We start from the raw sequence: 25,801 nt of genomic DNA, 5'->3' as shown, positions 1-25,801 counted from the left end.
ACTCCCGGGCAGGCCTGCCAGCCTGCCCTGTTTGTTGTTGTGTTTGGAGGGGATGGGTGAAAACAGGTGGCGGCTCAGACCATCGCCGGGTCAGGCTCCAGGCCCATCAGCTCGCGGCCGAGGATTTGCGCACACACGTCGTAATCGGTGTAGGCATGGGCGCCGGTCATGTGCGAATCGCGGAACAGCCGCTGCAGTTCGTTGCTCTCGAACCAGGCGCCACCACCGGCCGCTTCCATCAGGCGGTCGACGGCCTGGATGCACATCTTCACGGCGTAGCCCTGGTTGGTACGCCAGAACGCCAGCGTGCCAGGCGACGGGTATTGGTGGCGGGCGCTGTGCTCGGCAATCTCGTCCCAGCTCTTTTCCAGCAATGCCCGGGCAGCGGCCACCTGATGGGTCGACTCGGCCAGGCGCATCAGCGCCGGGGTGGCGGCGCCCACGGCAGCACCGGTGTAGGCACGCACCCGGTTACGGGTTTTCTCGCGGAACACCTCCAGCATGCGCTCGGCAACGCCCAGGCTGACCGTGGAGAAGCCGCTGGCAAAATACGGGCGATACGGGGCGTAGAAGATCTTGCTGTCGGGGTACAAACCAAAGCCCGCCGACTTGCCCTCCATCATGTCCTTGGCCTTCTGGATGCGGTGCTCGGGCACGAAGGCATCACGCACGATCAGGGTCTTGCTGCCGCTGCCGCGCATGCCCACGGCATACCAGTCATCACGGATTTCATAGTCGCTGCGTGGCAGGATGGCGAAGCAATAGTCTTGAGTGCCTTCGGCATTCTTGCGGCGGAAACCGAGAATCGCCCATTCGGCGTGGTCGCAACCGGAACTCCAGCCCATTTCGCCGCTGAACGACACGCCACCCTCAACCTCTTCGGTGCGGCCGAACGGCGCGATACTGCTGCTGGCGGTAGCATCCGGGTCGCTACCCCACACCTCCTGCTGTAGCTTGGGCGAGAACATTGCCATCTGGTGGCTGTGGGTGCACAACAGGCTCATGGCCCATGCTGTGCTGGCGCAGGCCCCCGCCAGCAAGGCGATGCACTGGGCGAACTCCGGCAGGGTGATTTCCATGCCGCCGAAGTGTTTGGGCAAGAAAGCGCGGTGCATGCCGATACTTTTCAGCAAGGCGATATTCTCTGCCGGCACACTGCGGTCCTGCTCTGCACGCATGGCATTGGCGGCAATGGTCGGCAGGACGGACTTCAGGTCTTCCAGCAGGGGGTTTGGCTTTTTCATGAGCGGTCTCTTTCTTATTGGATTCGAAGACGCGATCAGTATGTGAGCGGCGATTGGGTGGCGAAATGCACGTTACGAGGGGAACATTGCACTTTCCATGGCGCCCGGAAATTGCCTTGCGACAAGCATTGACCCGTGCATTTTCGATCACCACAATCCCACCCTCAAGACGCGCGCGGCCCGCCGCGCCCCTGACGGAGTGTTGCTGTTGAAAGACCTTTCCCCTTCTGCGGTGCGTGTGTGCGATGCCGCCGTCGGCCACTTCGCCGAGTACGGTTATGACGCCTCTTCGCTGAACGAAATCGCCCAGTTGGCGGGCATGCGCAAGGCATCGCTGTATGCGCACTTCGCCAACAAGGACGCCTTGTTCGTGGAGGTGTTCCAGCGTGCGCTGGTGCAGGAAACGGCCTTTGTCGAGCACGGCTTTGCGCAGGAAGCCCGCGACGGCCTGGCGGCGGGGCACTGGCTGGCCCTGCACCTGGCCGAACGTTATCGCGAATCGGCCGAACTGCGCTTCGTGTTGCGCACGGCGTTCCTGCCCCCGGCGGGCATCAAGCCGATTGTCACTTCGGGCTTTGAACAATACCTGGACGGCATACGCGAAGGGTTCAGCGTGGCCCTGCAAGCTCGCCACGGCTGGGCGCATGAGCAGCACAGCCGCCTGGCGCTGTATGCCGATGCCTACCTGGGCATCATCGACAGCCTGTATGTAGAGCTGATGTACGCAGGCCCCGACGCCTATGAGCGGCGCGCGGCAGCACTGCTGAAAGTGCTGGAAGACTCGCTGTCACTCAACCGCTGACGCCTGGCGCGTCAGGGTTTGATCTTCTTCATTTCATCCAGCAGCTGCATCAGCTGCTGCAGCTTGTCCTCGCCAAACTGGGCGAGGATCTTGTCGTAGTTGTGCGTCATCTCCTCGCTCATCGCCAGAAACGCTTGTTGGCCAGCCTCCGTCAGGCTGATGAACACCCGGCGCTGGTCTTCCGGCGACTTGCGCCGCGCCACGATGCCGTCACGCTCCAGGCGCTTGAGCACCCCGCTCATGCTGGGCTTGAGGATACAGGCCAGCTCCGCCAACTGATGGCTTTCCAGCTCGCCTTGCTGGCGCAGGATACGGATTACCCGCCATTGCTGCTCGGTCAGGTCATGGGCATTCAGCGCCGGGCGGAAGAACGCCATGGTGGCTTCGCGCGCCTGCAGCAAGGTCAGGGTCAGGGAGGGTCTTGGTGTGGTCATGCGGGCTCAAGGAGGCTGGAAATAGCAAACCGGCGAGTATGCCAGTGCACAATCATTAATACATTAATAGAATGATTTCTACCCATTTCCAGTCAGCAGGCGGCGTCATGATCACCCTCGAGAGCCCCACCTACTACTCGGCGACCAAGAAGTACAACCTGAGCTTCCCAACCCTGGAGCGCGACATCGAGGCCGATGTCGTGGTGATCGGTGGCGGTTTCTCCGGCATTAACACCGCCCTGGAGCTGGCGGAACAAGGCGTGACCAATATCGTCGTGCTCGAGGCCCGTTACCTGGGCTACGGCGGCAGCGGGCGCAACGGCGGGCAGATCATGGCGGGCATCGGCCACGACCTGGAGAAGATCCGTAGCAGCGTCGGCGATCAGGGCGTGAGGGATATTTTCGAAATCAGCGAACTGGGCGCCGGCATCATCAAGGACCGCATCGCCCGCTACGCCATCGACGCCGACTTCTGCCACGGCTATGGCTACATGGGCTTCAACCGCCGCCAGGAACAGACCCTGCGCAAATGGGAGAAGGCCTTCAAGGCGATCAATACACGCGACGAGATCCGTTTTCTCGGTGGCAGCGAAGTGCGCCAGATCATCGGCAGCAATGCCTACAGCAGCGCCCTGCTGCACATGGGCGGTGGCCATGTGCATTCCCTGAACCTGCTGCTGGGCGAAGCGCAGGCACTGGTTGGCCACGGTGCGCGCATCTTCGAACACAGCCCGGCGCTGGAGGTGACCTACGGCGAGCGCATCACGGTACGCACCGGCCGTGGCTCGGTACGCGCCAGCAAGCTGCTGTGGGCGTGCGACAGCTTCCTCAACAAGCTGGAGCCGCAGCTGCACGCACGCACTATAAACACCTATGCCTTCCAGATGATGACCGAGCCATTGCCGGATGAGCTGATCGAGCGCATCAGCCCGATACGCGGGGCCTACAGCGACATCCGCCCGGTGATCGACTACTACCGGGTCACCCGCGAGAACCGCCTGCTGTTTGGCGCCGCCACGCCCTTCGTCGAGCACTTCCCGCTGGACCTGAAGGCGTGGAACCGCGCCCTGATGCTGAAGATTTTCCCCTACCTGAAAGACGTGCGCATCGACCTGGCCTGGGGCGGCCCGATGGCCACCAGTGCCAACCTGTTTCCGCAGATAGGCACCCTCGACAACCGCCCCAACGCTTTCTATGTGCAGGGCTACTCCGGCTTTGGCGTCACGCCCAGCCACATCATTTGCAAGATACTCGCCGAGGGTATGCAGGAGGGATCGAAGCGCTATGACCTGGTCAGTTCGGTCAAGCATGCGCGCATCCTCGGCAAGGACCATTTCCGCCCGCTGCTGCTCACTGCCGGCAAGACCGTGCACCAGCTGTCGGGCTACTTCAACGGCCGTCGCTGAGACCAGAGCCCCTCACACTCACGCCATCGCCTGCGCCCGGTAGTCCTTCGGAGAGCGTTCGAACTGTTTCTTGAACGAGCGGCTGAAATGCGCCGAGTCGGTGAACCCCCACTTGTAGGCGATCGAGGTAATCGACTCGCTCCTGAAGAACGGGTTGGCCAGGTCATCCGCACTGCGCTTCAGGCGCGCCCGCTGAATGTAGCGGCACACACTGTCGCCCTCCTCCTCGAACAGCCGGTACAGGTGACGCACAGAAATGTTCAGGCGCCCGGCCAGGTTGGACGGGGTCAGCCCAGGCTGTGACAGCGACTCGTCGATCACCTGCTGCACGTAGCCGCGCAGGTTGGCACCGCTCAAGGCCCCAAGGTTGCCCAGCGCTTCGCCATGGCGCTCGAAGCCCGGCTCCAGCAGGGCAATGAAGGCGGTCTGCAGCGCGTCGCCCTGGGCACCATCACCGCTTACATTGCCGTCCTTGCACAGTTGGTCCATCAGCACATGCAGCATGCGCCCGCAGGCGTTGCTTGAGGAGATCTTGCCAAACATCGGGCCGCTACCTTGCACGTACTTGCGTACCTGCTCACGCGACAGGGCCAGCGAGACATGTTCGATCAACCCACTGGGGGTGATTTCGCAGCGCCCGACCGAATCCATCAGCAGCAGCTCACCCGGCGCCAGGCTGACCTGCATGCCCCCCTGGGACACGGTGGAATGCCCAGCACGCTGGCTGACCAGGAAACAATGCTGGTCATCGTCAAGGGTCGGGTTTTCGCCCAGCCGGCGGATGTTGCCGGCATTGGTGCGCAGGTTGGCCAGCGGCAAGCCGGCACGGGAAAAGGTAGAAACCTCGCCGATGAACAGCGAGTGATTGGACGCAAGTTCCGTCTCGAAACGGCCACAGATCTGTTGCATGGCCGTGGTCCAGCGTTCCAGCCCCTGACGGTTGGATTGTTGAGTATGCATGGCTGCCCTCGACGCAGGATTTGTTGTTATGCGCACATTGTTAACATGTTATCTATGTGCGCACAACTGTCATCATTCGTCGCTAGATACAGCAAGGCGTATGCCAGTTTGCGTCAAAGGTTGGGCAGCAAAGTGTTGAACTGGGCCAGGCTGGCCATCAGGTGCGCCCGCTGTTGCGGGCTGATGGGGATGTAGCGGCGAAACGCCGGCATGCGGTTGACCACTTCGCTACCGCCCATGTGCTCCAGCGTCAGCAACCATTGGCCGTCGCGCCAGGCCAAGGTCAGGCGCTTGAAATCCAGCGGCATCAGCGCCGCCACCAGTGCGGCCTGCTGCAGCAACAGGTCGCGCAGTCGGGCAAAGTGCGCCCGGTCGCCCTTGCGGTACACACAGGCCAGGCCGATACGGCGTAGCGCACCGGTATGGCGCAGCTCCAGGCTGACCTCGCCCCCTTGCGGAGCAGGCAACTGCAGCTGGAACTCACAGGTGACGATGTGCATCAGCAGGTGGGCCTCGACGCGTTCGTGCACCTTGGCCTGCCAGCCCTGGGCCGGGTCTTGGATCACCCCGGCAGCCACCAGGTTCTGCTGCCCCAAGTTGCGCGCCAGGCATGCCAGCGTGGCACCTGGGCGATAGCCGGAAGGCGCCCGAGGCGCCAGCAAGCGTTCACGCAAATTTCTGATCATGCAGCACATGCTCCACGGCGTGGCCAGGCTCGGCAGCAAACTCTTTCTCGAGCACATCCTCGACCCGCGCCGGCTTGAACGGGTTGACCTTCTGCACGCACAGCGTCCAGAACAATGCATAGGCCGCAGTGGCGCCAAGCATGATGGCGAACGGCACATAGACATCGGCAGGGTTCATGCCCGGCGGTGTGATGAACGCCATGCCGATGAGGATACCGCTACTGGAGAATATCTGCGGCAACGGGAACAGCGGCGAGCGGTAGGCACGCGGCAGGTCTGGGCGGCGTATGCGCAAAATCACCACCGACAGGGTCACCAGCAGGTAGGCGGTGCTCCAGGCGCACACGGCGGCCAGCACCAGGTGCAGGATGTTGTCCGGGTTGCCGCCCAGGTACCACGCATGCAGGCAAGGGATCAACGCCACCACCAGGATGCACAGCAGCGGCGTCTTGAAGCGCGGGTGCAGGTAGGTGAACACCTTGGGCAACGCGCCGTCGACCGCCATGCCGTAAAGAATGCGTGGCACACCGGCCATCAGCGTGTTGATGGTGGCCGCGCCGGCGAACAGAAAGCCGATACCCAGCCACACTGGGCCGATATCACCCATCACCTGCTCGGCGAAGCGCGGGATGGCCATCGGCGTGTCCAGCAGGTGCACGCCACTGGCGGCATCCAGCACCACGTTTTCCACCTGGCGCTTCATCGCCGCTCCGTAGATGAACATGCAGCTGGCCACGCCAAACAGGCCCAGCGCCATGGCCCGCGGCAGCACCCAGGCCGAGCGACGCAGTTCGGGGGCAAGCGGCGTGACGAACTCGCAGCCAACGAACATGAACATGGCCATGCCGACCAGCGAGAGGATGGTCATCAGGTCGGTGCCCAGCAGCGACACGCCGAACGGGCCGTCCAGTTCCACTGCGGGAGCGGCGATCAGGCCGAGCACGCCGAACACCATCAAGGTGGTCCACATGCCGAAGGTGAGGATCACTTCCGCGCGGCTGAAGGCGCTGACGCCAAAGGCATTGAGCACCGCAAACGCCACCACGAAACACACCCCCAGCAGCCACGAACCGCCGGCGGATTCCGCCAGGGTATTGAGGTGCTCGAAGTTCACCAGCGCCATCACCCCCGACAGGATGGTTTCGGCGGTACCGGCGAACACATGCACGATCAGGTAGGCCGACAGCGTGCCGGTAATGGCGAAGAAGCGGCCCATGCCACAGTTGATGTAGTCGTATACCGAGCCCGTGGTCGGCAGGATCGACGCAGCCTCGGCAAAGGTGGTGGACTGCGCCAGCATCATCAGTGCGGCGATGACCATGGCCACGGCGAAGGCGCTGCCGCCGATGCCAAAGCCCATGGTCGCGGTGAGGATCACCGGGCTGGCCATGATCAGCCCGACGGTGCTGGCCAGTGCGGTGGGGAAACCGACCGTGCCGCGGTTGAGGTGCTCGGTGAGCTTGTTATTGAGTGACATCGTATGCCCCGGCTTGTTTTTGTGGCGTTGAACGAGTGATTACTGTGCGCTGCCGGCGGCATGGCGTCTTGCCGATGGCTGCCGCCGGGCTTGTTGCTGCCTGCCAGCAATCAGCTCCAGAGCCTGGCGCCGCTCCTACAAAGGATCGCGCAAGGCTGACTCATCGCTTGGCAGCCACAGTCATGCACCTGTCACGCAGGCACAAGCACCGCTCTGCCCCGCTCACTAAGCTGCAAACTTTGGCCACCTGCCCCGGAGTCTGCATGAGCGACATCACCCTCCTACCTGCCGTCACGGCCTTCCTGGCCCGCGAGCATGGCGTGTTCATCCACGGCCAGCACCTCGCCAGCCAGTCGTCGTCGAACATTGCCGTGGTCAACCCGGCCAACGGCCAGACCATCGCCCACATCGCCGACGCCAACCAGGCCGATGTCGACCATGCCGTCAGCTCCTCGCGCCAAGGCTTTACCGCCTGGTCGCACACCAGCCCCGCCGCCCGCGCCGCAGTGCTGTTCAAGCTGGCCGACCTGCTGGAAGCCAACCGCGAAGCACTGGCGCAGCTGGAAACCTTGCAATCCGGCAAGCTCATCGGCATTTCCCGTGCCTTCGAAGTAGAGCAGGCCGCGCACTTCCTGCGCTACTACGCCGGCTGGGCGACCAAGATCACCGGCCAGACCATCACCCCGTCGCTGCCCTCGTTCGCCGGTGAGCGCTACAGCGCCTTCACCCTGCGCGAGCCGATTGGCGTGGTGGTGGGCATCGTGCCGTGGAACTTCGCCACCATGATCGCCATCTGGAAGCTGGCCTCGGCCCTGACAACCGGCTGCAGCATTATCCTCAAACCCAGCGAATTCACCCCGCTGACGCTGCTGCGCATTGCCGAACTGGCCACCGAAGCAGGCCTGCCGGCCGGTGCACTGAACGTGCTGACCGGTGGTGGCCTGGTGGGCAAGGCACTGATCGAGCACGCAGGTACCGACAAGGTCTCGTTCACCGGTTCCGTGCCCACTGGCATCGCCGTAGGCCAGGCTGCCATGGGCGCCAAGCTGACCCGCGCGACACTGGAACTGGGCGGCAAGAACGCGGTGGCCTTCCTGCCCGACGTGGCCGTGGACAAAGCGGTCGATGGCATCATCGAGGCTGGCTTCCTGCACTCGGGGCAGATCTGCGCCGCTGGCGAGCGCTTCTACGTGCACCGCTCGCGCATCGACCCGCTACTGGACGCCTTGTCCCAGCGCCTGGGCCAACTGAAAATCGGCTCGCCACTGGACGAGGCCACCCAGTTCGGCCCCGTGGCCAACAAGCCGCACCAGCAGAAGCTGGCCGAACTGTTCGCCATCGCCCGCGCCGAAGGCAGCCAGATCATTCACGGCGGCACCTTGGGCGACGGCCCCGGCTGTTTCGTCGAACCCACGGTAATCCTCGCCCGGTCGGCCAGCGACACCCTGCTCACCCTGGAAACCTTCGGCCCGGTGGCGACCTTCCTGCCTTATGACGACGAAGACGAACTGCTGCACCTGATGAACGCTTCGCCCTACGGCCTCAGCGCCAGCCTGTGGACCAACGACCTGGGCAAGGCCATGCGCATGATCCCACAAATCCAGGCCGGCACCCTGTGGGTCAACATGCACACCCTGCTCGACCCGGCTGTACCGTTTGGGGGCATCAAAGCTTCCGGCATTGGCCGCGAGTTCGGCTCGGCCTTCATCGATGACTTCACCGAGCTCAAGTCGGTGATGATCCGCTACTGACCGCGCCTGTGGCCAAGGCGTGCAAGCGCCTTGGCAGCCACGAACAAGACCCCGCCCCACCGCACACGCCCTAATAGGCCATCGCCGCCAACCGCGATGGCCCCTCGCCAGAACCGAGGGTGCCCCCGAACAACAAAGGCCCCTGTGAAGGTCGCCGAGAACAAACGAGGGATGTGTAATGGTCAAACCGCAAACGCTGTCCACCCTGGCCCTGGCAACCTTGCTGGCCAGCCAGGCCGCGCCGGCCGTTGAGCTGTACGCCGACGATGACAGCCACCTGAACGCCGACATGCTGGCGGTATGGGGCATGTTCAACAGCCGCAAGAACTACGACGGCACCACAGGGGGTTCGACCTGGCGTGAAGGCTTTATCAAATATGGCCTCAGCGGTGACCAGGGCCTGGCCGGCAACGGCACGCTGTACGGCAGCCTGAACTGGGTGAGCTCGGCCACCTGGGGCGATGGCGATGCGGCCGGCAACACCGATGGCTCCGAACGCACCACCAAGATCGAAGACGCCTTCCTCGGCTGGCGCTCGGCCGACCTGTTCCCGGTGCTGGGCAAGGATGGGGTGGACGTTTCCGCCGGCCGCCAGACCATTCGCCTGGGCAGTGGTTTTTTGATCAACGACGACGGCCCGAACCTGGGCAACGGCGTGGCCGACGGTGCGCTGGACCGCGGCGGGGCCTACTACCTGGCCGCCCGCCACGCCTTCGACCGCACCGCAATGCTGCGCCTGGGGGGCAGCGATGGCCTGCATGGCAGCCTGCTGTGGCTGAAATCCGACAACCGCGCCCAGGCCGAAACCGAACTGGCCGCCGGCACGCTGGACTACACCCACGCCCTGGGCACCCTGGGGCTGACCTGGATTCACGGCATCGACGTCACCGACCAATGGGCCAGCGACTTCCAGAAAGCCCGCGAAGGCATGGACGTGTACAGCGTGCGCGGCGAAGGCAACGCCGGCATCGACAATGCCAGTTTCGCCTTCGAATACGCCTGGCAGGACAAGACCGACGGCCCCGAGCAAGCCTGGTACCTGCAGGCCGGCTACACCTTCGCCGACCTGCCGTGGGCACCGCAGGTTACCTACCGCTACACCCGCTACTCGGCAGGCTGGGACGCGCTGTTCAGCGGCCTGTCCAGCGGTTACGGCACCTGGTTCCAGGGTGAAGTCGCTGCCAACTACGCCGGCCCCTTCAACAGCAACACGGGCATCCACCATGTGGGCGTGAAGGCGACGCCGCTGGAAAACCTCACGGTCGGCGCGCTGTACTTCGACTTCGACACCGTGCGCACCCGCGACAGCCTCAACCTCGATGCCCGGGAGCTGGACCTGTATGTGGAATGGGCAGTCAACGAGCACCTGATCATCAGCCCGCTGGTGGGCCTGTACCAGCCGCGCAAGGACGAGAGCAACGGCGGCAACCAGGTGGGGGGAAATGGCACCAATGTGTATAGCCAGCTGACGGTAGCTGTGCCGTTCTGAAGCAACCACGCTAACCAACCTCTGTCTTGTGCTGCATGCGCATGACTTGAAGGCGATGCGGTCAATGTGGGAGCGGGCATGCCCGCACCCACAGGAATCAGTGGCCTTGCGGAACGGTTTGACCTTAGCCGACTCGGCGCATAACATTCACCAACCTACCGGACGGCAGGAGGAAAATTAGCCAGAGAAAACCATGCGCGCCAATCCCTCCCCTCCCATACCCTTCAGCTTCGCCCTGGGCCTTGGCCTGATCGGCGCCCTCGGCCCATCGGCCGTCGACATGTACCTGTCGAGCCTGCCGGAAATCGCCAGCCACTATCAGGCAAGCTTCACCCGCGTACAGCTGACATTGACCTTCTTCCTGCTGGCCATGGGCGCCGGCCAGCTGATCTTCGGCCCCTTCGTCGACGCCTACGGCCGGCGCAAGCCGCTGCTGGCCGGCCTGCTGCTGTTCATCCTGTGCTCGCTGGGCGCAGCCGCAGCCCCCAGCCTCGACACCCTGATCATGCTGCGCTTTTTCCAGGGCCTGGGCAGTGCGCTGACCCTGGTGGTGATCATGAGCATGGTGCGTGATGTGAGCCAGGGCGTAGCCGCGACCAAACTGTTCGCCCTGCTGATGACCATCGAAGGCGTCGCACCGATCCTGGCACCTGCACTGGGCGGCGTGATCGACGCACATTTCGGCTGGCGTGCAGTGATGCTGGTACTCGCCGGCATGGGCGTGGCAGTGCTGGTCAACAGCCTGCTGAACCTGCCGGAAACCCTGCCGCCCAGCAAACGCGAACCCCTGCGCCTGGGCCACGCCTGCAGCACCTACCTGGCCATCCTCGCCGACCGCCGCTTCCTGCGCCCGACCCTGGCGGTGGCTGCGGTATTCTTCTTCCTGTTCGCCTACATCGGCGGTGCCACCCTGGTGTACCAGGCCCACTACGGCCTGAGCGCCCAAGCCTTCGGCCTGCTGTTTGGCGCCACCGGGGTGTCGATCCTGTTCGGCGCCATGACGGCCAGCCACCTGATCAGCCGACTGGGCCTCAATACCCTGACTCGGGTGGGCGTGCTGTGCATGGCCGGCGGTGCCTGCATCAGCCTGCTCGGTGCACTGACCGGTCTGGGGCTGCCAGGTGTGGCCGGCGGCATGGTGATAGCCCTGTTCGGCCTGGGGATAGCCGAGTCGACGCTGATGTCGCTGGTGATGGCCTCGCAAGAAAAGGCACTGGGCTCCACCGCAGCGCTGCTGGGCGCCATCCAGCTGTCGGCGTCTGCCGGCGCAGCTCCACTGGCCGCAGTGGTACTCAACCACGGCCCGACCGCATGGGCCGCGCTGCTGGCGCTGTGCACCCTGGTGGTGTGCCTGCTGACCGCCCTCAGCCTGCGCGACACTCCGGCCAGCTTCTCGCTCGCGGGCCATTGAAGCCCTGGCACTGACGGTCAACTCGGCTGGCAGGCAGACACAAGACGACCTACCAGTCGTTAGCGAAACTGGTTGCCTCGAAACCAACAACAAATCCGACGGCAGCCAGCCCTGCGAGACCCGCCATGACCCTCGATACCAGAATTGACTTCATCTACCTGTCCGAGCAGGACATGATCCGTGCCGGCGTCACCGACATGCCGGCCTGTGTCGACACCATGGAAGAAATGTTCGGCCTGCTGTACCAGGGTGACTACCGCATGGCCGGCCCGAACAGCGACTCGCACGGCGCGATGATTACCTTCCCCGAGCACTCGCCATTCCCCAACATGCCCAAGCCCACCGCCGACCGGCGCATGATGGCGATGCCGGCGTACCTCGGCGGCAACTTCCAGACCGCAGGCGCCAAGTGGTACGGCTCGAACATCGCCAACCGTGAGAAAGGCCTGCCCCGCTCGATCCTGATGTTCACCCTCAACGATGCCGACACCGGCGCGCCACTGGCGCACATGTCGGCCAACCTGCTGTCGGCCTATCGCACCGGCGCCATCCCGGGCGTCGGCGCCCGCCACTTGGCGCGCAAGGACGCCAAGGTCATCGGCCTGGCCGGCCCGGGGGTGATGGGCAAGACCACGGTCGCTGCGTTCATGGCCGTCTGCCCGCTGATCGACACCCTCAAGGTCAAGGGCCGTGGCCAGAAGAACCTGGATGCCTTCGTCGCCTGGGTGAAAACCAGCTTCCCGCAAATCACTCATGTCCAGGTGGTTGAAACCCTGGAAGAAGTGGTACGCGGTTCCGACCTGGTCAGCTACTGCAGCTCGGGCGAAGTCGGCGACCCCAGCCAGTACCCGCTGGTGCGACGCGAGTGGGTCAAGCCTGGCGCGTTCCTGGCCATGCCAGCCCCGTGCAGTATCGACGCCGGCATGGAGCAGGACGACGTGCGCAAGGTGGTGGACAACACCGGCCTCTACGAGGCCTGGTTCGAAGAGCTGCCCAAGCCTGCGCACAACCACGTGCCGCTGGTAGGTGTGCGCTTCATGGACATGATTGCCGAAGGCACGCTGGCCCCCGAGCAGGTGGAAGACATCGGCAAGATCATCAGCGGCGACGCACCGGGCCGCCTGCATGACGACGAAATCATCCTGATGTCGGTGGGCGGCATGCCCGTCGAAGACGTGGCCTGGGGCACCGTGGTGTACCGCAAGGCGCTCGAGCAAGGCATCGGCGTAAAGCTCAACCTCTGGGAAACCCCCGTTCTCAGCTGATCCCCCGCAACCGGATAACAAGGCAAAGCCCATGACACAGATCATCAAACTGAAAACCGGCTCCAAGTTCGAAGACATGGCCAGCTACTCCCGCCTGGTGGCGGTGGACAACTGGATTCACGTCTCCAACACCGCCGGGCGCAACCCGCAGACCCAAGTCATTCCAGAGGACGTCATCGAACAGACCCACCAGGTGTTCGCCAACATCGAAACCGCGCTGGCCGCAGTCGATGCCAGCCTGGCCGATGTCATCAACTCACGCGTGTTCATCCAGGACCCTGCCGATGTACCACGGGTCATGGACGTGATCGGCGAGAAGTTCCGCGGCATCGACCCGGCCACCACGGTCACCTGCCCGCCGCTGGGCTCCACCGTTTACAAGGTCGAGCTGGAGGTCACCGCCTACCGCGGTGCGGGGCAAGCGCAAGTGACCCTGATCCGCCTTGGCCAGTGAGGCCGCCGGCTGGCGCTGAACACTCCCCCTGCACGCACAACAAAGAGTAAAGCCATGTCTCCCACGATCGCCCCTGTGCAAACCAGCACCCGCCACCCCGACGCCACTACCGTGGTGATCATCGGTGGCGGCATTATCGGCCTCACCGCCGCACTGAGCCTCGCCGAACGCAACATACCGGTGGTGGTGCTGGAAAAGGGGCGTATCGCTGGCGAGCAGTCGTCGCGCAACCTGGGCTGGGTGCGCAAGACCAACCGCCACGCCCATGACATTCCCCTGGCACTGGCGGCTGATCGGCTGTGGGCCGAGATGCCCGCACGGGTTGGCAGCGACGTTGGCTATCGCCAAGCCGGCATCATGTTCATCGGCCGTAACGACACGCAGATGGGCATGCATGAAGGCTGGCTGAAAAGCGTCGAGGCGCTGGGCCTGGATTCGCGCCTGCTTAGCACCCGTGAAATCGCCCGGATGGTGCCGGGTGGTCGGGCGGATTGGGCAGGTGGCATCTTCACCCCCTCCGACGCCCGCGCCGAACCGACCCTGGCCGCCAGCGCCATCGCCCGGGCGGCGATCGCCAAAGGTGCAGTGGTAGTGGAGAACTGCGCGGTGCGCACGCTGGTCACCGCAGCCGGCCGTGTCAGCGGGGTGGTCACAGAGCAAGGCGAAATCCGCTGCGACCAGGTGTTGCTGGCCGGTGGCCTGTGGTCGCGCAAGTTCCTCGGCAACCTGGGCATCAATCTGCCGACCTTGCCGCTGACCTGTTCCGTGCTGCGCACACAGCCAATGGACGGGCCGACCGACATCGCCGTGGGCGCACCGGACTTTTCCTTCCGCAAGCACAAGGACGGCGGCTACATCATCACCCAGCGTGGCGCGCTGGACGCCTTCCTCACCCTCGATCACCTGCTGCTGGCCAAGCGTTACCTGCCCCAGCTACGTGCCCAGCGGGATTTTTTGCGCATCAGCTTTGGCAAGTACTTCTTCAAGGACCTGGCCCTGGCCCGGCGCTGGAAGGCCACGGATGTAACCCCCTTCGAGCGTGTACGGGTACAAGACCCGCACGCCAACCCGGCACTCAACGACGAGGCCATGCGCAACCTGAAAGCGGCCTGGCCGGTGTTCGAACAGGCCCGTATCGCCAGCGCCTGGGCTGGCACGATTGACGTCACCCCCGACTCCAACCCGGTCATCGGCCCGGTGGCCAGTATCCCGGGCCTGACCCTGGCCACCGGCTTTTCCGGGCATGGCTTCGGCACCTCGCCTGCTGCTGGCCAGCTGGCGGCAGACCTGGTGGCCCAGGCCACCCCGCTGATCGACCCGTCCCCGTACTCCTTCGAGCGTTTTGCCTGACACAAGTGGGAGTGGGCAAGCCCGTGCAATACACCGCGCTGCCTGCCTGGTGAGGATGTTGCCGGCTACCTGAACTGGTACTCCAACCCCGCCCCCGCATACCACGACCGCCCAGGCGCTGCCTCGTAATAACGCCCGTTGCCGTCACCGACAATCACCGACCCCACATACTGCCGGTCAAACAGGTTGTCCAGCCGCAGCAGCTGGTGGAACGTCCAGGGCCCCACATGTTGCTCGAACCGGGTCCGCCAGTTGAATACCGCATAAGCCGGTGCGGCCCTGGCGTTGTTGCTGTCGTCCACATACACCTTGCTGCGGTACTGCCCTTCAACCCCCATGCTGATGGACGACACCGGCTTCCAGACCAGCTCACCATACAGGTTGTTCAGCGGCACACCGGGCAGGCGGTTGCCACTCTCGATGGTCTGGCTGATGTCATCGGCATAGCGGGCATCGGTGCGGGTATACACCAGGGTGGTCTGCCACTGCTCGCTCAAGTCACTTTGCAGGCTCGCCTCAAAGCCACGTCGTACAGTACGCCCTGCATTGCGATAGCTGGTTCGACCATCCGTAGCGCTGGCAACGACGATTTCGTCATCGGTATGAATCTCATACACCGCCGCATTCAGGCGCGTGCGCTCGCCAAGCCGGTACTTCACACCCATTTCGTACTGCATGCTGGTGGCGGGCTTGAGGCCGAAGTTGAAGCTTTCGGCCAAGCCCGGCGCATAGGCCATCTCGGCCTGGGTGGGGGTTTCGAAGCCTTTGCCGACGCTCACGTAACCGCGCAGGTCCGGCGTGAACGCGTACATCACCGACAGTGATGGCGTGGCCTGCTGGTACTTCTTCGAGCCGCTGGAGTCACCGTTGGCCAGGTAATGGTCGTCGACACGCATTTCCATGGTGCTGTAGCGCAGCCCCAGCTCGCTGGTCCAGTTGCCGATTTCCCAATGGGCTTGGAGGTACGGGTCGAGGCTGGTAGCGGTGTCTTTCTCGTCACGGCGCAACTCACCTTTAACGCCCAACTGGTCGCCGCTGAAATTCTGGTAGCCGCGGCGGTCGTCCTTGCTCTGGTCGTAATCGGCGCCGACGGTGAAGGTGAGATTTCCCGGTACGTCGGCAACCGGCTGGATCCAGCGCAGGGTGCCGCCGTGGAATTCACGATCAAAGTCCACAACCCCGCCGCCACGCTGGCTGTTCGAGGCCACCGTTCTGGGGATGGACAAATACTGCACCACGCTGCGCCGCCCCGCATACAGGTTGAACTGCAGCATGGCATCGCCAAAGTAGCGCTCGTAGTTCATGCCTAGCTGCTGGTGGTCGATGCTTTTGCGGGTGTTGTAGGTTTCGGCCACTGCCGCTGTGGAACGTGGGTCATGCTTGTAGGCATCCCAGGTCTGCCCCAGCGGGTCCTGCGTGTTGTTCTGCTCAAGGCTGCTGTAGATCAGCGCCATGCGCGAGTCTTCATCGGGCTTGAAATTGACCTTGGCGAAGGTCTGGTCACGGCGCGCGGCACTGTGGTCGCGATAGCCATCGGTATCCAGGCGCGAGGCATCCAGCACGAAACCTGCAGTGTCGTTGCCGCCCTCTGCCGACAGGTGGTTCTTGTTGAAGCCGTCGCTGCCAAAGGTGGTTTCGGCACCCACGCGTGCAGGCCCCTGCCCGTCGCGGGTAAACATCTGGATCACGCCACCGGCGTTGCTGCCGTACAGCGTCGCTGCCGGGCCGCGCAGCACTTCGATCCGGTCGGCCACGTCCAGGTTCAGCGTGGCGGCCTGCCCTTGCCCGTCGGGCGTACTGGCCGGTATGCCGTCACTCAGCAGCTTTATGCCGCGCACGCCAAAGGCCGAGCGAGCACCGTAACCCCGTGAAGAAATCTGCAGGTCTTGCGCGTAGTTCTGCCGGTTCTGCACCACCAGCCCAGGTACTTTGCTGAGCACTTCCGACAGGTTGACGCCAAGCTGGCCATCCGGGCCGTGGGACAGGTCAACGGTATCCACCGAAAACGGCAGGTCGAATGTGCTGGTGGGCGCATAGGCGCCGGTCACCACCAACGGGTCCATGACGACTACATCGGGTGAACTGGCCTTGGCACCGCCATTGGCGCTCATGCCACCTGCAAACAGCAGGACCAGGCTTGTAGATGAAGGAAAACGAGAAAGAAATCGATACATGCGCAGCTTCCAGAAATTGCCGGCATTACACCAGACCAGCAGCGGCAGCGCGAACGCAGGATTTTTCCTGGCAAGCAGTTGCGAATTTACTTACGCTGAAATACTGTATGCGCATACAGCAAAACAAGGAATTTCCTGTGTCCAGCACCGCCTCCGCCACCCCGAGCAGCTATGAACAGTTGGGTGTACGCATCCAGAAGATCATCAACAGCCCCACCGCCCAGCGCAGCCGTGCGGCGCTGATCTTTCGCCTGGAGCAGGAAAGCCCGGATGACTGGGAAACCTTGCTTGAGGAAATCGCCGAGAACGACAACGTCACCCTCGCCCACCGTGACGACGGCGGCGTGCAGGTTTTCTGGACCGTACCGAAGGAAGACTGACCGCGCATGAGAGTTTCGCTTTTCGCGGTAGCCTGCCTGTTACTGACCACTCCACTGGTGCAAGCCGATGCCCCACGCACCTTCCAGGAGGCCAAGAAGGTCGCCTGGAAGCTCTATGCGCCGCAATCGACCGAATTCTATTGCGGCTGCAAATACAAGGGCAACAAGGTCGACCTGGCGTCCTGCGGCTATGCCCCGCGCAAGAATGCCCAGCGCGCGTCGCGCATCGAGTGGGAACACATCGTACCGGCCTGGCAGATCGGCCATCAGCGCCAGTGTTGGCAAAGCGGCGGGCGCAAGCAGTGCTCGCAGCATGACGAGGTGTACAAACGCGCCGAAGCCGACCTGCACAACCTGGTGCCGAGCATCGGCGAGGTCAACGGCGACCGTAGCAACTTCAGTTTCGGCTGGCTGCCAGAACAGCGCGGCCAGTATGGCAGTTGCCTGACCCAGGTCGACTTCAAGGCCAAGAAGGTGATGCCACGCCCGTCGATCCGCGGCATGATCGCCCGCACCTACTTCTATATGAGCAAGCAGTACAACCTGCGCCTGTCCAGGCAGGACCGCCAGTTGTACGAGGCCTGGAACAAGACCTACCCGCCGCAGGCATGGGAGCGGCAACGCAACCAGCAGGTAGCCTGTGTGATGGGACGAGGTAACGAGTTTGTGGGCCCGGTCAACCTCAAGGCGTGTAGTTGAGCCTCAGGCCAGCGCTTGTAAATAGGCGCTGGCTTCCCGGTAACGGGCCAGCCGCGCCAGGTCGGCGGGGCCAGGGCAAGGAATGCGGGAAAGGTCACTATTATCGGCCAGGTCGGCAAGCTTGACGGTTCGGGCCAACGGGTCGTCGCCCAGGCGTACCACGAAGTCCTGGTAAGGCTCGCCCTCACGGCGACTGAGCGCCAGCAAGGCGGCAAGGATTTTCAGCGCAAACCCCTCGCGCGCCAGGTCGGACAACGTCAGCGGGGTGTCCTCGATCACATCGTGAAGCACTGCGACAATCCGTTGCTCGGGCGTGGACACCCGCATCATCACGCGTAGCGGGTGGAGAATGTACGCCACTCCACCCTTGTCGTATTGCCCTTCATGCGCTCTGGCGGCCACGGCAATGGCCCGCTCCAGTGTAGACATGAGGCCCCTCCCCGTTCGGCATCTTCCACCCAAGCATAGCCAAACTTGTGTGAACAATGTCTAACTCACGCCTGACAAAGCTACACACACCCGGTTGGCGCGGCCTTATGAAGGCAAATGTTGTGGGAGCGGGCATGCCCGCTCCCACAGGTGCCGCGAAGGCTCCGGCCTCCCACCCACTGCTGCAGTTCTAGCGGGCTGCGCCGTGCTGGATAACCACCGAATCGGTGCCCAGCTTGGCCATCACTTCGTCCTTGCGGGCTTGCGCTTCTTCACGGCTAGGGAACGGCCCCATCAGCACCACCGGCTTGCCGTTGCGGTATTCCACCGAAGAGGGGATGCCCTTTTCGATCAGCCGTGCGGTCATGTCGCTCAGCGCGCCCATGTTGGCGCCCTGGATCACTTCCACATCCCAGCCCTCCGGGGCCGGCTGGCCAGCCAGTGCATCGGCACGGCGTTGCAGGTCGGCGCCGCCGCACACTTCGCGGATGCGCAGGTTGTTGCCGGTGTCGTCGACGATGATGTCGTACTGGCCGTCGCGCTTGATGGCCACGTAGCTGCGGTAGGCTTCGTACTGCCCGGCATCGTCCTTGCCGCGGACCTGGCCGCAGATGGTGCCCTGGGTGTCGATCCGCACGTTGCCGAACTTGGCGGTCTTGGGGTTGTGCAGGTGTTCGGCCACCTGCTTGTGCACGCCTTCCACCTCGTTCTCACAGCCCGCCAAGGCAAGCACTGCCATTACCACAGCCAGTTTGCGCACGCGTGTACCTCCAGATTCGAAGGGGCGGATTCTAGCACGACGGCCCCGCGCAAGGACCGCGACCATACGTTACACCTTGCAACCAAGTCATCGGACGACACCCCCGACGGCGGCGCTGATCGCCATTTCTTATCCCGCTGATAAAAAACTTGAGGCAGCGCAAACCGGGAATTTCGTACAAGAATCGGGGCAGTCATACGACGACGTATGTCGAATAATAATAAAGGTGAACCCATGTCCCGCTCATACATACAGGTGGATGCTTGCGTCCGCATGATCGCACCGGGCGCTTTTGGCGCTTCCTGGGCAGTTCTGCCCCAGGAGGCGCCATGAAAACCCTGGTCGATGCTTACTTCATCATCCTCAAGACGCTGGTGGTAGGTTGCCTGGTCGGCATCACCTGCCTGATTTTCACCAACGTCGTGCTGCGCTATGGCTTCAACTCGGGGTTGTTCTTCAGCGAAGAGATTTCCCGCCTGGCGTTTGTCTGGCTGGTGTTTGCTGGCGCGCAACTGATGCTGCACGAACACGGCCACATCGGCGTCGACATCGTCACCCGCCGCGTCTCGCCTGGCGTGGCCCGCTGCCTGCTGGCACTGACGCAACTGCTGATGCTCTATGTGACCTGGCTGTTTCTCCACGGCAGCTGGAAGCAGACCCTGATCAACCTGCATGTCGGCGCTCCCTCCACGGGTATTTCCATGGCGCTGTTCTACGGCGCAGGCCTGGTCTTCTGCATCCTCAGCGCACTGCTGATCTGCACCCAACTGGTCAGGAACCTCACGGGCAACCTCCCGACGCCCGCCCAGACCGAAACTTCGCTCAATGACGGAGCAGTCGAATAATGGCCCTGTCTGTTTTCGTCGGCGTCCTGATGGCCGCCATCCTGATCGGCGCCCCCATCGCCTATGCCCTGATCCTCTGCGGCGTGGCGTTGATGTGGCTGCTGGGCCTGTTCGATGGCCAGATCATCGCGCAGAACATCATCAACTCGGCGGGCAGCTTCCCGCTGCTGGCAATTCCGCTTTTCATCATCGCTGGCGAGGTAATGAACAGCGGCGGCTTGTCCAACCGCATCATCAAGCTGGCCATCACCCTGGTCGGCCACCTGCGCGGCGGGCTTGGCTACGTCACCATTTTTGCCGGCGTGCTGCTGTCAAGCCTGTCCGGTTCGGCCTTGGCCGACGCCGCCTCGCTGACCGCCCTGTTGCTGCCGATGATGGTCATCGCCGGCTACAACCGTGACCGCTCCGGGGGCCTGATCGCATCGGTGTCGGTGCTGGGTTCGATCATTCCACCCAGCATCGGTTTCGTCGTGCTGGGCGTGGCTTCGGGGCTGTCGATCACCAAGCTGTTCCTCGCCGGCATCGCCCCGGGCCTGATGATCGCCGCCGCACTGGTGGTGGCCTGGTGGCTGATGTCGCGGCGTAACAACGATGTGGAGCTGAGCCCCAAGGCCAGCGGCAAGGAGCGCCTCAAGGCCCTGGTTGACAGCTTCTGGGCGCTGATGCTGCCGGTGATCATCGTCGTCGGCCTGCGCTTTGGCGTGGTCACCCCGACCGAGGCCGGTGCGGTGGCCAGTGTCTATGCCCTGCTGGTGTCGTCGCTGATCTACCGCGAGCTCAGCCTCAAGTCGCTCAACGAACTGCTGTTGCGCGCCGGCAAGACCACCGCTGCCGTGATGTTCCTGGTAGCTGCCGCTTCGATCCCGGCCTGGATGATCACCATCGCCGATATCCCCGGGCAAATCATCGACCTGATCCAGCCAGTGATGGACAACCCGCGGCTGCTGATCGTAGTGCTGATGCTGCTGATCCTGGTGATTTCCATGGTCATGGACCTCACCCCCACCGTATTGCTGCTCGCGCCGATCCTGGTACCGGTGGTGACCGCTGCGAACATCGACCCGATCTACTTCGGCGTGCTGTTCATGATCAATTGCTCGATCGGCCTGATCACCCCGCCGGTGGGCACGGTGCTCAACGTGGTCTGCGGCATCGGTCGCATGCGTTACGAGGCACTGCTCAAAGGCACGTTCCCGTTCCTGATCGCGGAAATCATCGTGCTGTCCCTGCTGGTCATCTTCCCCGACCTGGTCACCGTTCCCGCCCAGTGGTTCGGGCATTGATCTCCCCTATAACAATAAAGGTACTGTCCATGAAGAAACTCGCCCTCATCACCGCCCTGTTGCTGTCCAGCAGCTTGAGCATGGCCGCCGACTACAATGCCCGCGTCATCAAGTTCGCCGCTACCAGCCCCAAGGGCACGCCACCGGCCATCGGCATGGAACTGTTCGCCAAGAAGGTTCAGGCGCGCAGCGAAGGCAAGATCAAGGTACGCACCTTCCCTAACGGTGTTTTGGGCGGCGACGTGCAGGTGCTGTCGTCCTTGCAGGGTGGCGTGGTGGAAATGATGACCTGGAACGCCGGGCTGATGCTCAACCACGTCACCGACTTTGGCATCCTCGACTTCCCGTTCCTGTACACCGACACCGCCAAGGTCGATGCCATGCTCGACGGCGAGGTGGGCAAGATGCTCACCGACCAGCTGCCGGCGAAAAACCTGGTTGGCCTGGCGTTCTGGGAGCTGGGCGAGCGCAACCTGACCAACAATGCGCGGCCGGTGCAAAAGCTGGAAGACATCGCCGGGCTGAAGATTCGCGCCCAGCAATCGCCGCTGTTCCTCGACGTGTGGGCGGCACTCGGTGCCAACCCGACGCCGCTTCCTTTCACCGAGGTGCACACGGCGCTGGAGACCGGCACCGTGGACGGCCAGGAAAACCCGGCGGCGCTGATCCTCGCCTCGCGCTTCAACGAGGTGCAGAAGTACCTGAGCCTGACCCGGCACAACTACAACCCGCAGATCGTGCTGATCAGCAAGACGTTCTGGGACAGCCTCAACAAGGACGAGCAGCAACTGCTGACCGAAGTTGCCCAGGAAGTGCGTCTGGAACAACGGCGCATCTCCCGGGAGGCCGACAGCAAGGCCATCGCCGACCTGCAGGGCGCGGGCATGCAAGTCAACCAGCTGCCGCCCGAAGAGGTGGCGCGCATCCAGGCCAAAATCCGCCCCGTGGTCGACAAGTACGCCGCACAGATCAATCCCGAACTGGTCAGCAAGGTCTACCAGGCCATGGGTTACCAGCCACAGTGACGCCCTCGCGCCGCGCATTGCGGCGCCTTTCAACTGCCATCAAGGAACAGCATGAAAATCTCCGTAGCCCAGATTCACCCGGTGGCCGGTAACCCGGCCCTGACCGTCGACAAGGTTGCCGCGCTGGCACGCCAGACCGCTGCACAAGGCTCGCGGCTGATCGCCTTTGCCGAATGCCTGATCACTGGCGGCGCGTTCGACAGCCGTGAAGACCTCGAGCGCGGCGCCATCAGCCTCGACGCCCTGGCGCCACTGCTGGAGGTGTCGGCGCAGACCGGCATCCTGATCGTGGTCGGCTTCTACGAGCGGCACGCCAGCTCGGTGTACAACACGGCTGCGCTGATCGGCGCGCAGGGCATCATCGGCCTGCACCGCAAGCGCCACCTGCCGTTCATGATCGGCGACCGCTTCACCGACCGCCCCAGCGAATGGGCAGCGCCTGTGTTCGATACCGACATCGGCCGCATCGGCCTGGCCATCTGCTACGAAATCCGCTTCCCCGAAGTGGTACGCACCCTGGCCCTGGAAGGCGCCGACATCGTCGTACTGCCTGCTGCCTGGCCAGAACAGGCGCGCATGCTGCCGGACATTTTCAGCACCGTGCGCGCCGCTGAAAACATGGTGTACTTCGTTGCTCCCAACCGCAACGACATGGACGAGGGCATGCAGTTCATCGGCACCAGCCACATCATCGAACCGTCCGGCAAAACCCTGGTGCGCGCCGGCCTGGAAGACGGTGTGTACACCGCCGAGATCGACCTGGCCAAGGCACGCAACAAGTCGCTGATCCGTGACCCGGGCATATTCGAAGTGCACCCGTTCCGCGACCGGCTGCCCGAAACCTATCGCATCTGACCCAAGGCGGTATCGAACATGAACCAAAGCACCACACACACCTTGCTGAAGGCCCGCATGGCGCGCGGTGCCACCTTCGGCATAAACATCTACAGCACCGCCTGCATGGCCATCGAGGTGGCCGGCAACTGGGGCCTGGATTTCGTCTTCATAGACGCCGAGCACACCGCGCTGGGCGTGGACCGCCACATGGAAAAACTGCTGCTGGCCGCCAGCAGCGCTGCAATCCCCAGCCTGGTACGGGTACGGGGCACGCTGGAATGGGATATACGCAAGGCCCTGGAAATGGGCGCTGCCGGGGTGATCGTGCCGCAAGTGCACAACGCCGCGCAGATGCGCCAGATCATCCACTACAGCAAGTTCCCGCCGCTGGGACGCCGCGGTGGCGACAGCTCGGTGCGCTCGGCCGGGTTCGCCGGGCCAGGTTTCGACTGGGCGCGCTACACCCAGGCAGAAAACGACCGCAGCGTGATCGTGCCCATGGCCGAAAGCTATGAGTTTTTCGACAACATCGATGAGATTCTCGATGTGGAAGGGATCGATGCGGTGCACTTCGGGCCGGCGGACTACTCACTTTCACGCGGGTTGCCGGTCGACTACCGCCTGGGCAACCCCGAGGTGCTGCAACGCTTGCAGTTGCTGATCGAGAAATGCCATGCCCGCTCGATCAACGTGATGGTGCCGTGCTTTCCGGCCGACCGGGTCACCGCCAGGCGGTTGCTGGACATGGGCAGCGACATGCTGCTGATGGGCAGCGATCTGTCATGGCTCAACCAGGCCGGGCAACATATCGCTACAGTAAAACAGGCACTCACCTGACCGGCTGACACGCCACACAACCGGCGCCTGCAGGCACCGCGCAGTTTTCGGGCTGCTACGGTGCCTGCGGGCGCGCGACTAATCCACCAGAAAGTTCTGTTTTACCAGTGTCGCCCGAATGATCGATACCAGTTCACCCAGTTGCATGTCCGGCCGTTCAGTCAAGTAGGAAAGGCAGAACTTTGCCGCAGGGATCGCCGGGTCGCACGGTAATGTCTTCAACATGTCCACCGCCAACATGTCGCGAATCAGTGGCACCGGCAATATGCCAATGGCATGCCCCGCCGATACCATCTTGGCAATAAACGCCAGCGAATTGCTGGAATGAAAAGCGTGGCTCGCCGAGCCGCTTTCCTGCAACCAACGGTCCACCACCGAATACAATGTCGACGGCGCGCTGTGGGTAACGATCGAATACTGCCGCGCCTGCTGCGGCAGAAACGGCCCGTCGGCAATCTCCAGGTGCCGCGCCGCCACCCACTGAAATGTCATCCAGCCAAGGAACACATCGGTCACATCCTCGCGTGTGGCCGGGTTGGTCAGCAGGGCGATGTCCAGTTCGTGATCGTTCAGTTTGCGGTTGAGCGCGGCGCCCACATCGATGGTGATTTCCAGGGTGATTTCCGGGAAGTGCGCCTTGATTTCGCTTATTACCGCAGTCAGCCCGACCATGGCCGAGCACTCGTCTGCACCCAGGCGCAGGCGCCGGTGTTGCTTTTGCTGGGCAGCGAACTGCTCCAGCTGCGTGCTGTTGTTCAATACCAGTTCGGCATGGCGCAGCGCCGTGTGGCCGTCGGCGGTGAGGCTCATACGCTGCTTGCTGCGGTCGAACAGCTTGACGCTCAGCAACGACTCCATTTCCTTTATGCGCGCCGACACCGCAGGTTGCGTCAGGTGAAGATGCCGTGAGGCCGCGTGCACACCGCCCAGGCGGGCGGTCCAGTAGAATGCCTCGATCTGCATCAGCGTGATACGCATGATAAAAACTGCTCCGGCTACTGCTTACGGATTTTTATTATCGACCGTTCAGGGCGCTTGTTAGGATGACCGAAACCCTTCGAAAAAGCATCCGGCATAACAACAACTCCCTATGTATATCATCGAAGCTCTACCTACCCCGGTTAACGCCCACGAACTTGAAATACTGATCAATGCCGAACCGGCAACTATCGGCCATTTCATTACCCACGGCATACCCCACCCGGAAATCAAGGCACACTTGCAGAATGTACGGGCGGTGGGCACCGCCGTAACCGTACGCATGCCCGGCAATGACGGTGGCATCCTGCACTACGCCATGGGCTGCGCACGCCCCGGCGATTTCCTCGTCGTGGACCGATGCGGCGAGCGCATCACCGCCGCGCTGGGTGGGGCCATGGCCTACGCCGCCAAGCAGGCCGGGGTAGCCGGGATCATTGTCGACGGTTATGTCACCGACCTTGGCGAACTGCGCGAGCACGGCGTACCGGTATGGTCACGCGGTGCCAGTGCCATCACCACGCGGGTGATCGGCCACGAAGGCGAGTTCTGCACTGCCATCCAGTGCGGCGGGGTCATCGTGCACCCGGGCGACGCCGTGGTGGCGGACGAAAACGGCATCGTATTCCTGCGCCCAGGCAAGGTGGTAGAACTGGCGCAACGGGCAATCGACTTCCAGCGCAACGAAAAGCACACCCTCGCCCGGCTGGCCAAGGGCGAGAAGTTTCCCGATATCGTCGGGTCGCGGTCGACCATCGAGGCGGCGACCCGCCCTCGCCAATAGCGCCAGACCGTACCCGAAGTAGCTCCTGAACAACAACAAGA

The 25,801-nt window shown here is 63.2% G+C and carries 25 protein-coding genes; 16 read left to right on the top strand and 9 right to left on the bottom strand.

The annotated features are described in order from the left end of the window. Positions 1–74: 74 nt before the first annotated feature. On the bottom strand, positions 75–1,244 hold the full coding sequence (locus SB765_RS12320; RefSeq protein ID WP_410931392.1) for a p-hydroxyphenylacetate 3-hydroxylase oxygenase component: 1,170 nt from the start codon (positions 1,242–1,244) through the stop codon (positions 75–77). A 202-nt stretch (positions 1,245–1,446) separates the two neighbouring features. On the opposite strand from SB765_RS12320, the gene SB765_RS12315 reads away from it, so the two are divergent. Next, positions 1,447–2,046, top strand: a complete 600-nt coding sequence (locus SB765_RS12315) for a TetR/AcrR family transcriptional regulator (protein ID WP_410910115.1) — start codon at positions 1,447–1,449, stop codon at positions 2,044–2,046. A gap of 11 nt (positions 2,047–2,057) precedes the next feature. Here the strand turns inward: SB765_RS12315 and hpaR are convergent, their stop codons facing one another. Beyond that, positions 2,058–2,480 carry a homoprotocatechuate degradation operon regulator HpaR gene (gene hpaR, locus SB765_RS12310; protein ID WP_341796096.1) on the bottom strand — a complete coding sequence of 141 codons (423 nt, stop codon included), beginning with the start codon at positions 2,478–2,480 and terminating at the stop codon, positions 2,058–2,060. 107 nt (positions 2,481–2,587) lie between these two features. On the opposite strand from hpaR, the gene SB765_RS12305 reads away from it, so the two are divergent. Further along, positions 2,588–3,886 (top strand): NAD(P)/FAD-dependent oxidoreductase, encoded by a 1,299-nt coding sequence (locus SB765_RS12305; protein ID WP_197863340.1) that lies wholly within the window; start codon positions 2,588–2,590, stop codon positions 3,884–3,886. Positions 3,887–3,904: 18 nt separating this feature from the next. Here the strand turns inward: SB765_RS12305 and feaR are convergent, their stop codons facing one another. From feaR to SB765_RS12290, 3 genes are all read right to left on the bottom strand, one after another. Then, complete coding sequence (gene feaR / locus SB765_RS12300; protein WP_410910113.1) at positions 3,905–4,846, bottom strand: transcriptional regulator FeaR; 942 nt, start codon at positions 4,844–4,846, stop codon at positions 3,905–3,907. 113 nt (positions 4,847–4,959) lie between these two features. Next, complete coding sequence (locus SB765_RS12295) at positions 4,960–5,532, bottom strand: DUF3156 family protein (RefSeq protein WP_410931391.1); 573 nt, start codon at positions 5,530–5,532, stop codon at positions 4,960–4,962. Continuing rightward, positions 5,513–7,009, bottom strand: a complete 1,497-nt coding sequence (locus tag SB765_RS12290) for an APC family permease (RefSeq protein ID WP_410931390.1) — start codon at positions 7,007–7,009, stop codon at positions 5,513–5,515. Before SB765_RS12290 ends, SB765_RS12295 begins: the two co-directional genes overlap by 20 nt. Before the next feature lie 263 nt (positions 7,010–7,272). Between SB765_RS12290 and SB765_RS12285 the strand changes: the two genes are divergently transcribed. From SB765_RS12285 to SB765_RS12260, 6 genes are all read left to right on the top strand, one after another. Further along, positions 7,273–8,760, top strand: a complete 1,488-nt coding sequence (locus tag SB765_RS12285; protein ID WP_410931389.1) for an aldehyde dehydrogenase family protein — start codon at positions 7,273–7,275, stop codon at positions 8,758–8,760. A 178-nt stretch (positions 8,761–8,938) separates the two neighbouring features. Continuing rightward, complete coding sequence (locus SB765_RS12280; RefSeq protein ID WP_410910109.1) at positions 8,939–10,249, top strand: hypothetical protein; 1,311 nt, start codon at positions 8,939–8,941, stop codon at positions 10,247–10,249. Positions 10,250–10,442: 193 nt separating this feature from the next. Continuing rightward, on the top strand, positions 10,443–11,660 hold the full coding sequence (locus SB765_RS12275) for a multidrug effflux MFS transporter (RefSeq protein ID WP_410931388.1): 1,218 nt from the start codon (positions 10,443–10,445) through the stop codon (positions 11,658–11,660). A gap of 125 nt (positions 11,661–11,785) precedes the next feature. Then, positions 11,786–12,925, top strand: a complete 1,140-nt coding sequence (locus tag SB765_RS12270; RefSeq protein WP_341796104.1) for a tyramine oxidase subunit B — start codon at positions 11,786–11,788, stop codon at positions 12,923–12,925. Positions 12,926–12,956: 31 nt separating this feature from the next. Next, complete coding sequence (locus SB765_RS12265; protein WP_016498980.1) at positions 12,957–13,379, top strand: RidA family protein; 423 nt, start codon at positions 12,957–12,959, stop codon at positions 13,377–13,379. A gap of 54 nt (positions 13,380–13,433) precedes the next feature. After that, complete coding sequence (locus SB765_RS12260; RefSeq protein WP_410931387.1) at positions 13,434–14,729, top strand: NAD(P)/FAD-dependent oxidoreductase; 1,296 nt, start codon at positions 13,434–13,436, stop codon at positions 14,727–14,729. Positions 14,730–14,794: 65 nt separating this feature from the next. Here the strand turns inward: SB765_RS12260 and SB765_RS12255 are convergent, their stop codons facing one another. After that, complete coding sequence (locus tag SB765_RS12255; RefSeq protein ID WP_410931386.1) at positions 14,795–16,840, bottom strand: TonB-dependent receptor family protein; 2,046 nt, start codon at positions 16,838–16,840, stop codon at positions 14,795–14,797. Between the two features lie 200 nt (positions 16,841–17,040). Here SB765_RS12255 and SB765_RS12250 point away from each other — a divergent pair, with 200 nt between their 5' ends. Then, positions 17,041–17,283 (top strand): DUF1654 domain-containing protein, encoded by a 243-nt coding sequence (locus SB765_RS12250; RefSeq protein WP_016498977.1) that lies wholly within the window; start codon positions 17,041–17,043, stop codon positions 17,281–17,283. A 6-nt stretch (positions 17,284–17,289) separates the two neighbouring features. Then, positions 17,290–17,982: an endonuclease gene (locus SB765_RS12245; protein WP_410910106.1), complete on the top strand. Its 693-nt coding sequence runs from the start codon at positions 17,290–17,292 to the stop codon at positions 17,980–17,982. Positions 17,983–17,985: 3 nt separating this feature from the next. On the opposite strand, the gene SB765_RS12240 is transcribed toward SB765_RS12245, so the two are convergent. Then, positions 17,986–18,411 carry a GTP pyrophosphokinase gene (locus SB765_RS12240; RefSeq protein ID WP_341796108.1) on the bottom strand — a complete coding sequence of 142 codons (426 nt, stop codon included), beginning with the start codon at positions 18,409–18,411 and terminating at the stop codon, positions 17,986–17,988. Between the two features lie 190 nt (positions 18,412–18,601). Then, positions 18,602–19,171 carry an SPOR domain-containing protein gene (locus SB765_RS12235; protein WP_063426967.1) on the bottom strand — a complete coding sequence of 190 codons (570 nt, stop codon included), beginning with the start codon at positions 19,169–19,171 and terminating at the stop codon, positions 18,602–18,604. A gap of 329 nt (positions 19,172–19,500) precedes the next feature. On the opposite strand from SB765_RS12235, the gene SB765_RS12230 reads away from it, so the two are divergent. The 5 genes from SB765_RS12230 to SB765_RS12210 are packed head-to-tail and all read left to right on the top strand — an operon-like array spanning position 19,501 to position 23,998. Continuing rightward, the gene (locus SB765_RS12230) at positions 19,501–20,016 is read left to right on the top strand and encodes a TRAP transporter small permease (RefSeq protein ID WP_341796109.1); all 516 of its coding nucleotides are present in this window, start codon (positions 19,501–19,503) and stop codon (positions 20,014–20,016) included. Beyond that, entirely contained in the window at positions 20,016–21,299 is a 1,284-nt protein-coding gene (locus SB765_RS12225) for a TRAP transporter large permease subunit (RefSeq protein ID WP_410931385.1), read from the top strand. Before SB765_RS12230 ends, SB765_RS12225 begins: the two co-directional genes overlap by 1 nt. A 29-nt stretch (positions 21,300–21,328) precedes the next feature. Next, a complete protein-coding gene (locus tag SB765_RS12220; RefSeq protein ID WP_341796111.1) occupies positions 21,329–22,324 on the top strand; it encodes a TRAP transporter substrate-binding protein in 996 nt (331 codons plus the stop codon). A gap of 51 nt (positions 22,325–22,375) precedes the next feature. Continuing rightward, a complete protein-coding gene (locus tag SB765_RS12215) occupies positions 22,376–23,179 on the top strand; it encodes a carbon-nitrogen hydrolase family protein (protein ID WP_341796112.1) in 804 nt (267 codons plus the stop codon). Positions 23,180–23,197: 18 nt separating this feature from the next. Further along, positions 23,198–23,998, top strand: a complete 801-nt coding sequence (locus SB765_RS12210) for an HpcH/HpaI aldolase family protein (RefSeq protein ID WP_341796113.1) — start codon at positions 23,198–23,200, stop codon at positions 23,996–23,998. Between the two features lie 78 nt (positions 23,999–24,076). Here SB765_RS12210 and SB765_RS12205 read toward each other — a convergent pair whose 3' ends face one another. Further along, a complete protein-coding gene (locus SB765_RS12205; protein ID WP_016487907.1) occupies positions 24,077–24,976 on the bottom strand; it encodes a LysR family transcriptional regulator in 900 nt (299 codons plus the stop codon). A 112-nt stretch (positions 24,977–25,088) separates the two neighbouring features. Here SB765_RS12205 and SB765_RS12200 point away from each other — a divergent pair, with 112 nt between their 5' ends. After that, entirely contained in the window at positions 25,089–25,760 is a 672-nt protein-coding gene (locus SB765_RS12200; RefSeq protein WP_341796114.1) for an RraA family protein, read from the top strand. The last annotated feature ends 41 nt before the right edge of the window (positions 25,761–25,801 follow it).

The organism is Pseudomonas sp. SIMBA_067 (assembly GCF_046534675.1).
Taxonomy (GTDB): Bacteria; Pseudomonadota; Gammaproteobacteria; order Pseudomonadales; family Pseudomonadaceae; genus Aquipseudomonas; species Aquipseudomonas putida.
The sequence above is the reverse complement of the archived record's forward strand: the minus strand, read 5'-3'. Positions and strand labels throughout refer to the sequence as shown.

Coding starts and splice junctions, on each gene's coding strand:
- SB765_RS12320 (WP_410931392.1), bottom strand. CDS start 1,244: ATGAAAAAGCCAAACCCCCTGCTGGAAGACCTGAAGTCCGTCCTGCCG.
- hpaR (WP_341796096.1), bottom strand. CDS start 2,480: ATGACCACACCAAGACCCTCCCTGACCCTGACCTTGCTGCAGGCGCGC.
- SB765_RS12305 (WP_197863340.1), top strand. CDS start 2,588: ATGATCACCCTCGAGAGCCCCACCTACTACTCGGCGACCAAGAAGTAC.
- feaR (WP_410910113.1), bottom strand. CDS start 4,846: ATGCATACTCAACAATCCAACCGTCAGGGGCTGGAACGCTGGACCACG.
- SB765_RS12295 (WP_410931391.1), bottom strand. CDS start 5,532: ATGATCAGAAATTTGCGTGAACGCTTGCTGGCGCCTCGGGCGCCTTCC.
- SB765_RS12290 (WP_410931390.1), bottom strand. CDS start 7,009: ATGTCACTCAATAACAAGCTCACCGAGCACCTCAACCGCGGCACGGTC.
- SB765_RS12285 (WP_410931389.1), top strand. CDS start 7,273: ATGAGCGACATCACCCTCCTACCTGCCGTCACGGCCTTCCTGGCCCGC.
- SB765_RS12280 (WP_410910109.1), top strand. CDS start 8,939: ATGGTCAAACCGCAAACGCTGTCCACCCTGGCCCTGGCAACCTTGCTG.
- SB765_RS12275 (WP_410931388.1), top strand. CDS start 10,443: ATGCGCGCCAATCCCTCCCCTCCCATACCCTTCAGCTTCGCCCTGGGC.
- SB765_RS12270 (WP_341796104.1), top strand. CDS start 11,786: ATGACCCTCGATACCAGAATTGACTTCATCTACCTGTCCGAGCAGGAC.
- SB765_RS12265 (WP_016498980.1), top strand. CDS start 12,957: ATGACACAGATCATCAAACTGAAAACCGGCTCCAAGTTCGAAGACATG.
- SB765_RS12260 (WP_410931387.1), top strand. CDS start 13,434: ATGTCTCCCACGATCGCCCCTGTGCAAACCAGCACCCGCCACCCCGAC.
- SB765_RS12255 (WP_410931386.1), bottom strand. CDS start 16,840: ATGAGCGCCAATGGCGGTGCCAAGGCCAGTTCACCCGATGTAGTCGTC.
- SB765_RS12245 (WP_410910106.1), top strand. CDS start 17,290: ATGAGAGTTTCGCTTTTCGCGGTAGCCTGCCTGTTACTGACCACTCCA.
- SB765_RS12240 (WP_341796108.1), bottom strand. CDS start 18,411: ATGTCTACACTGGAGCGGGCCATTGCCGTGGCCGCCAGAGCGCATGAA.
- SB765_RS12230 (WP_341796109.1), top strand. CDS start 19,501: ATGAAAACCCTGGTCGATGCTTACTTCATCATCCTCAAGACGCTGGTG.
- SB765_RS12225 (WP_410931385.1), top strand. CDS start 20,016: ATGGCCCTGTCTGTTTTCGTCGGCGTCCTGATGGCCGCCATCCTGATC.
- SB765_RS12220 (WP_341796111.1), top strand. CDS start 21,329: ATGAAGAAACTCGCCCTCATCACCGCCCTGTTGCTGTCCAGCAGCTTG.
- SB765_RS12215 (WP_341796112.1), top strand. CDS start 22,376: ATGAAAATCTCCGTAGCCCAGATTCACCCGGTGGCCGGTAACCCGGCC.
- SB765_RS12210 (WP_341796113.1), top strand. CDS start 23,198: ATGAACCAAAGCACCACACACACCTTGCTGAAGGCCCGCATGGCGCGC.
- SB765_RS12205 (WP_016487907.1), bottom strand. CDS start 24,976: ATGCGTATCACGCTGATGCAGATCGAGGCATTCTACTGGACCGCCCGC.
- SB765_RS12200 (WP_341796114.1), top strand. CDS start 25,089: ATGTATATCATCGAAGCTCTACCTACCCCGGTTAACGCCCACGAACTT.